Origin of the sequence: Vibrio makurazakiensis (genome assembly GCF_050337375.1) — a bacterium.
GTDB classification, from domain to species: domain Bacteria; phylum Pseudomonadota; class Gammaproteobacteria; order Enterobacterales; family Vibrionaceae; genus Vibrio; species Vibrio makurazakiensis.
Window position 1 is genome coordinate 1 of sequence record NZ_JAKJSW010000206.1, and the last position, 7,229, is coordinate 7,229.

Sequence of the window (7,229 nt, forward strand, 5' to 3'; positions counted from 1 at the left end):
ATTCATGTATGGGCTAAAAAGCATGAATAGTACTTCTATGAGATTGGTATCAAAAAGCAACAGGAACAACCATGAGTGAAATGACTCAAACTGCCGAAGAGCAGCCAATAGATGAGTTGGTGGGCTGGGTCAAGCAACACGATTTCGCTTTAAATCTTTCACCAGAGCGACTGGCGTTTTTAATTGCCGTTGCAGTACTGAGTAATGAAAGGTTCGATGAAGAATTAGGCGAAGGTGAATTGCATGATGCATTTACCATTGTCACTCGTATGTTTGAAGAGACAGGGGATGCGTCTGCATTCCGTGCTAAYAATGCCATCAATGAGCTAGTTAAACAGAAGCTTATCAGTCGCTTTACCAGCGAAATTACTGATGGAGCAAGTATCTATCGCTTGTCTCCACTTGCTATCGGTATTACAGATTACTATTTGCGCCACCGACAATTCTCTAAGCTTAAGCTTTCAATTCAGCTAACCATGGTTGCTGATGAAATGTCGAAGGCTATTGACGCTGCACAGAAAGGTGGAACGCCAGGGCATTGGAAAAAGAACGTATATGGCGTTTTAAAATATTCAGTTGGTGAGATTTTTGATCAAATCGATCTTAACCAGCGTGTCATGGATGAGCAGCAGCAAACTGTTAAACAGCAAATCGCAGACTTATTAAATAAGGACTGGCGTGAAGCTATTAACAACTGTGAGCAATTACTTTCAGAAACGTCAGCGACTCTAAAAGAGCTACAAGATACTCTCCAAGCTGCCGGTGATGAATTGCAAACTCAGATATTAGATATCCAAGAGATTGTATACGGTGACGATGAACTAGAGTTCGTTGGTGAAACTTTGTTTGGTTTACAGATGAAGCTCGACCGAATCACAAGCTGGGGACAACAGGCGATTGACCTTTGGATAGGTTATGACCGCCATGTTCACAAGTTTATTCGTACCGCGATTGATATGGATAAAAACCGTGCTTTCAGCCAACGTTTACGTCAATCGGTGACCGATTATTTCGATGCCCCTTGGTATTTGACTTACGCTGATGCCGAGCGATTAACCGATTTACGCGACGAAGCTTTAGTACTTCGCGATGACGAAGTAACAGGGCAAGCTCCATTAGAAGTGGAGTATGAAGAGTTTGAACAGGTAAACGACCAACTTTCAGAACGAATTGCAGCGATGCTAAAAGTTCACAAAGAGCAGGGCACGCCAATTGATTTAGGATTGGTTCTACGAGATTACCTTGCAGAACATCCACGAACTCACCATTTTGATTTAGCTAGAATTGTTGTCGACCAAGCTGTTCGCTTAGGTTATTCAGCGTCTGACTACCAGGCCGTACAGCCTGACTGGCAGGCAATCAACGATTTTGGTGCAAAGGTACAAGCAAATGTCATTAACAAATACTGACGATTACATGCCAGAAAAACTGGTTAAAGCGATAGCGAATCCATTGTTTCCAGCATTGGATAGTATGCTGCGTGCTGGTAAACATGTATCAAGTGAAGATCTTGATAACCACGCATTGCTGTCTGATTTTGAAGTCGAATTAGCACACTTCTACCAGCGCTATAATACTGAATTGGTAAAAGCACCTGAAGGTTTCTTCTATTTGCGACCTCGTTCTACGTCTTTGATTAGCCGCAGCGTTTTATCAGAATTAGATATGTTGGTAGGCAAGGTTTTGTGTTTCTTATATCTAAGCCCAGAACGTTTGGCACATGAAGGTATCTTTACTAATCAAGAGCTTTATGAAGAAATGTTGGCGCTAGCTGACGAGAAAAAGTTACTTAAGCTCGCAACAAACCGAGCTTCTGGCTCAGATTTAGATAAAGAAAAACTGTTTGAAAAAGTGCGCACTTCACTGCGTCGCCTACGTCGTATCGGCATGATCATTTCAATTGGTGAAACTGGTAAGTTTCGTATCAGCGAAGCGGTGTTCCGCTTTGGTGCTGACGTTCGTGTCGGTGATGATATGAAAGAAGCGCAATTGCGTCTTATCCGTGATGGTGAAGCTGTGGTACACACTCCAGAGCCTAGCCAAGGCAGCCTGTTAAGTTCTGACGATGCAGATTCAGCGGCAGATTCTAAAGCTGAAGAACAACAAGATATATTTGGCGAGCAAGCTTCTTTTGATGAACAAGAGCAGTATGACGATCAAAAACAAGCGGAAGGTGAAGCATGATTGAAAGAGGCAAGTATCAATCGCTGACGATGATCAACTGGAACGGCTTCTTTGCGCGTACATTTGATATCGATGGGTTGGTGACCACATTATCAGGCGGTAACGGTGCGGGTAAGTCGACCACTATGGCTGCCTTTATTACGGCATTGATCCCTGATCAAAGCTTACTGCACTTCCGAAATACGACAGAAGCGGGTAGCTCACAGTCGTCTCGTGACAAAGGCCTTTACGGGAAATTACAACCTGGCGCATGTTACGCAGCTTTAGATGTAGTGAACTCACGTAACCAACGCTTGTTGTTTGCTGTAAAACTACAACAAGTAGCCGGCCGTGATAAGAAAGTCGATATCAAGCCGTTCGTCATTCAAGGTCTCCCAAGTCATGTGAAGCCAACAGACGTACTTATTGAAAACGTTTCGGATAACCACGCGCGCGTATGTCAGCTTAATGATGTAAAAGCCGCTGTGGCTCAATATGAAGGTGCACATTTTAAAGCGTTCACTTCAATCGTTGACTATCACGCTCAAATGTTTGAATACGGCGTTGTACCGAAGAAACTGCGTAACAGCAGCGACCGTTCTAAGTTCTACCGTTTAATTGAAGCTTCTTTGTACGGTGGTATCTCGAGTGCGATTACACGCTCTTTGCGTGATTACTTATTGCCACAAAATGGTGGTGTTAAGAAAGCGTTCCAAGATATGGAATCGGCATTACGTGAAAACCGTATGACGCTTGAAGCGATTAAAACGACACAATCTGATCGTGATTTGTTTAAGCATTTGATCACTGAATCGACCAACTACGTAGCTGCCGATTACATGCGCCACGCTAACGATCGTCGTAACAAGTTAGATCAAACCATGAAACTGCGGGGTGAATTGTTTGGTTCTCGTGAAACGTTGCTTGAACAAAACACCCTGCTTAACCGTGTACAAGAAGAGCTTGAAGTTTTAGTCGATCAGGAATCTTCACTGGAACAAGATTACCAAGCAGCGTCGGATCACTTGCAGCTTGTGCAAACAGCGTTACGCCAGCAAGAAAAAATTGCTCGTTACAGCGATGATCTTGAAGAACTAAGTGAACGTTTAGAAGAACAGATGATGGTTGTTGAAGAAGCTCAAGAGCGTGTGCTTTTAGCTGAAGAACAAGCAACCATGACAGAAGAAGAAGTTGATAGCTTAAAAACTCAGCTAGCTGATTACCAACAAGCTCTTGATGTTCAGCAAACACGTGCCTTGCAATATCAACAGGCGGTACAAGCTCTAGATAAAACTAAAGCGCTGCTGGGTGACGCATCAATTACTCCTGAAGGTGCTATTTCTCTAGTTTCAGAACTGAAGACTCAAGAAGAAAGCAGCACGCAGGCGTTGTTAGCTCTTAAACATAAGCTTGATATGTCTTCAGCTGCGTCGGCGCAATTTGAGAAGGCTTTATCACTTGTTCGCAGTGTTGTTGGTCAAGTTGAACGAAGTGAGGCTCCTGAAAGTGCAAAACAAGCGCTGAATAAAGCGCGCGAAGCTAAGCACCTTCTTCAGAATGAACAACAGTGGCGTGCTCAGCATCGCGATATGGAGCGTGATAGCGCTCAACAACGTCAAGCTAAACAGTTAGCTAATGAGTATGAAAAACAGCACAGCGTTGCTCTTACTGATGAGTTGGCATTTGAAGAAGAACGTGAACGTCACTCTATGTTGTTGGAGTCTTTAGACTTTGCTCAGGAAGAGCTGCGTGAAACTAAGAGTGAGCAGCGTCGACAAGATCAAGATCTTACTCAGCAAGTTCAAAAGCTTGAAGCGATTGCTCCGGCATGGATTACTGCAAACGACGCACTAGAATCTTTGCGTGAACAAACCGGTACTGAGTTAGAAGATACTCAGGCTGTTATGACGCAAATGCAGCAAGTTCTGCAAGACGAAAAAACGCAGTCGATTGCCAAAGATAAGCTGTCTCAACGTCGTGGCGAATTGGATCAAGAAATTGAACGTTTGGCTTCTCCAGGTGGTTCAAATGACCCTCGTTTGAAAGGCCTAGCAGATACGCTTGGTGGTGTACTTCTTTCTGAAATTTACGATGACATCACTATTGATGATGCGCCTTATTTCAGTGCTATGTACGGTCCTGCACGACACGCCATTGTTGTATCGGATCTAGATGGTATTAAAGAAAAGCTGGTTGATCTTGAAGATTGCCCAGACGATCTATATATCCTTGAAGGGGATGTGGATGCATTTGATGACAGTTCGTTCAACGCGGATGAATTGGAAGGCGCTGTTTGCGTTCAACTTAATGATCGTCAAATGCGTTACTCACGTTTTCCTGAGATCCCATTATTTGGTCGTGCGGCACGTGAACAGCGTTTAGAACGTTTACGTGAAGAGCGTGAAACTGTTGTTGAGAATCATGCAAAGGCGTCTTTCGATTCTCAAAAATTGATGCGCCTGTACCAAGCATTTAACAACTTTGTGGCTCAACATCTGCAAGTTGCATTTGAAGCTGACCCAGAACAAGCATTAACTAACGTACGTGAGAAACGTAATTTGGTTGGCCGTGCCATTTCTGAGTTGAACGCTAAAGAGCAACAGCAACGTAGCCAACTAACACAAAGTAAGCAGGCTTTATCTACATTAGATAAGCTAGCTCCAATGATGCGTATCATTGAAGATGAAACATTAGCCGAACGTTTTGCAGAGCTAGAGTCGCAATTAGAGCGTCTAAGCGAAGCAAAAACTTATCTAAACAGCCACTCAAARGCATTAACGGCTTTAGAGCAAATTGTTTCTGCACTTGATGCCGACCCTGAGCAGTTTGAAGCGCTAGAAGCTGACTACAAACAAGCAGATACGGACTTACAAGCACTCAAAACAAAAATGTTTGCTTTGTCTGATTTGATTGAACGTCGCCATTACTTTGCGTATCAAGACTCTGTCGACTTGCTTAACAAGAGCAGTGAGMTAAGTGAGCAACTGAAAGGCAAATTAGTACAAGCAGAGCAAGCTCGTACTAGAGGTCGTGATGGCTTGAAGCAAGCTCGTGAGCAAATGAACCAGTACAATCAAGTATTGGCTGCACTGAAAAGCTCTCATCAAGCGAAGCTAGAAACGGTTCAAGAATTTAAGCAAGAGCTGCAAGAGTTTGGAGTGAATGCTGATGAAGGTTCAGAGGAGCGCGCGGCACGTCGTCGTGACGAACTTCAAGAACGTTTACACAGCTCTCGTAACCGTAAGAGTGAATTTGAGCGCACGATCACCTCTACTGAATTAGAGATGAAAGGCTTAGCAAAACGCCTTAAAAAAGTTCAGAAAGAATACATTGAACTGCGTACCTTTGTGGTCGCGGCGAAAGCTGGTTGGTGCTCAGTTCTGCGTTTAGCTCGTGAAAATGACGTAGAACGCCGTTTACATAAACGTGAGTTAGCTTATTTGTCACCGGGTGAACTACGTTCTATGTCTGACAAATCATTGGGTGCACTTCGCCTAGCTGTCGCTGATAACGAAGATCTGCGTGATTCTCTACGTTTATCTGAAGATAACGCACACCCTGAGCGTAAGGTATTGTTCTACATTGCCGTATATCAACATCTTCGAGAGCGTATTCGCCAGGACATCATCCATACTGATGATCCTGTGGAAGCTATTGAAGAAATGGAAGTGGAGCTAGCACGTCTTACTGAAGAGCTGACTTTACGTGAAAACCGTTTAGCAATTAGCTCTGAATCTGTTGCAAGCATTATTAAGAAAACGATTCAGCGAGAGCAGAACCGTATTCGTATGCTTAACCAAGGTTTATCGAATATATACTTCGGTCAGGTTAAAGGCGTTCGTCTGAATGTTAAGATCCGCGAAAGTCACGAAGTGCTTCTTTCCGGTTTGGCTACTCAGCAAGAGCAACATAAAGACTTGTTCGAAACCAATCGATTCACTTTCTCTGAGGCAATGGCAAAACTGTTCCAGCGTGTAAACCCACATATCGATATGGGACAACGCTCGCCTCAAGTATTAGGTGAAGAGCTGCTAGATTACCGTAACTACTTAGAGCTAAGTGTTGAAGTGAACCGTGGTTCTGACGGTTGGTTGCAAGCTGAGTCTGGAGCACTTTCTACAGGTGAAGCTATCGGTACGGGTCAATCAATCCTATTGATGGTTATCCAGAGCTGGGAAGAAGAATCACGCCGCTTACGTAGCAAAGATATTGTCCCATGTCGTCTATTGTTCTTGGATGAAGCGGCTCGTTTGGATGCGAAATCTATCTCGACGTTATTTGAACTGTGTGACCGCTTAGGTATGCAACTTCTTATTGCTGCGCCTGAGAACATTAGCCCAGAGAAAGGAACGACATATAAGCTTGTTCGTAAGGTGTTTAAAGACCACGAACACGTACATGTAGTTGGACTGCGTGGCTTTGCTCAAGAGCCTAAACCAACGGTTTCAATGCAGGAATTGATTGAAGAAGCCTAGCCTCTAAATGGTTATTAGTGTTGCCTAAAATTAGGCTACTAAAAATAAAATAATAAAAACGCTGAACGTATCCCGTTCAGCGTTTTTTTATTTCTGATTACACAAGTTCATCCCCAGTTAAATACGAATTTCCGGTCTTAGGTTCAATTTCTGAGATATAAGTGTGAGTAATTTAATTATCAGTATTGCATTCTGTTTGTTGTCGTTGTAGCTTTACATTGTATTAACAAGAACGGTGTACGTAAAAATGAAAGCTAGACTCGCAATATTTAGCCTTCTGGTACTTGGCCTATTTGCCGGGACCTTCATGCTTTATGGGAAGATGGAACAAAGAACTAAACAAGACTTCCATCAAATACAAGCTAACCTTTTTCCGGCTTCAGAGCTGGCTGTTGAAGCGAACAGTCTATTTTCTCAATACGACCAACAAATGAATAACGCGGTTATTCTCTCGGAAGAAGAAAATGTTGAAGCTGCTGTCGAGCTTTTTAATCAAATGTTAAGCGTGTTGAGTGACTTAGAAATCATCGTTGACGGTGCACAAAAGAGTGGTGTCTCTGATCTTGCTTCAGCACTAGAACAATACCATCG

4 protein-coding genes are annotated in these 7,229 nt (G+C 43.3%); all 4 read left to right on the top strand.

The window, feature by feature from the left end; genetic code table 11:
• The first annotated feature begins 71 nt into the window (after nucleotides 1-71).
• Complete coding sequence (mukF, locus tag L4C33_RS17835; protein WP_428813758.1) at nucleotides 72-1,409, top strand: chromosome partition protein MukF; 1,338 nt, start codon at nucleotides 72-74, stop codon at nucleotides 1,407-1,409.
• Nucleotides 1,390-2,184, top strand: a complete 795-nt coding sequence (gene mukE, locus L4C33_RS17840) for a chromosome partition protein MukE (protein WP_428813759.1) — start codon at nucleotides 1,390-1,392, stop codon at nucleotides 2,182-2,184. Before mukF ends, mukE begins: the two co-directional genes overlap by 20 nt.
• Complete coding sequence (mukB, locus tag L4C33_RS17845) at nucleotides 2,181-6,638, top strand: chromosome partition protein MukB (RefSeq protein WP_428813760.1); 4,458 nt, start codon at nucleotides 2,181-2,183, stop codon at nucleotides 6,636-6,638. Before mukE ends, mukB begins: the two co-directional genes overlap by 4 nt.
• Before the next feature lie 247 nt (nucleotides 6,639-6,885).
• On the top strand, nucleotides 6,886-7,229 hold a 344-nt coding region (locus L4C33_RS17850; RefSeq protein WP_428813761.1), incomplete at its 3' end, for a hypothetical protein.

Bases quoted from the DNA above. Each gene is read 5' to 3' on its own strand.
- mukE (WP_428813759.1), top strand. From the start codon at position 1,390: ATGTCATTAACAAATACTGACGATTACATGCCAGAAAAACTGGTTAAA.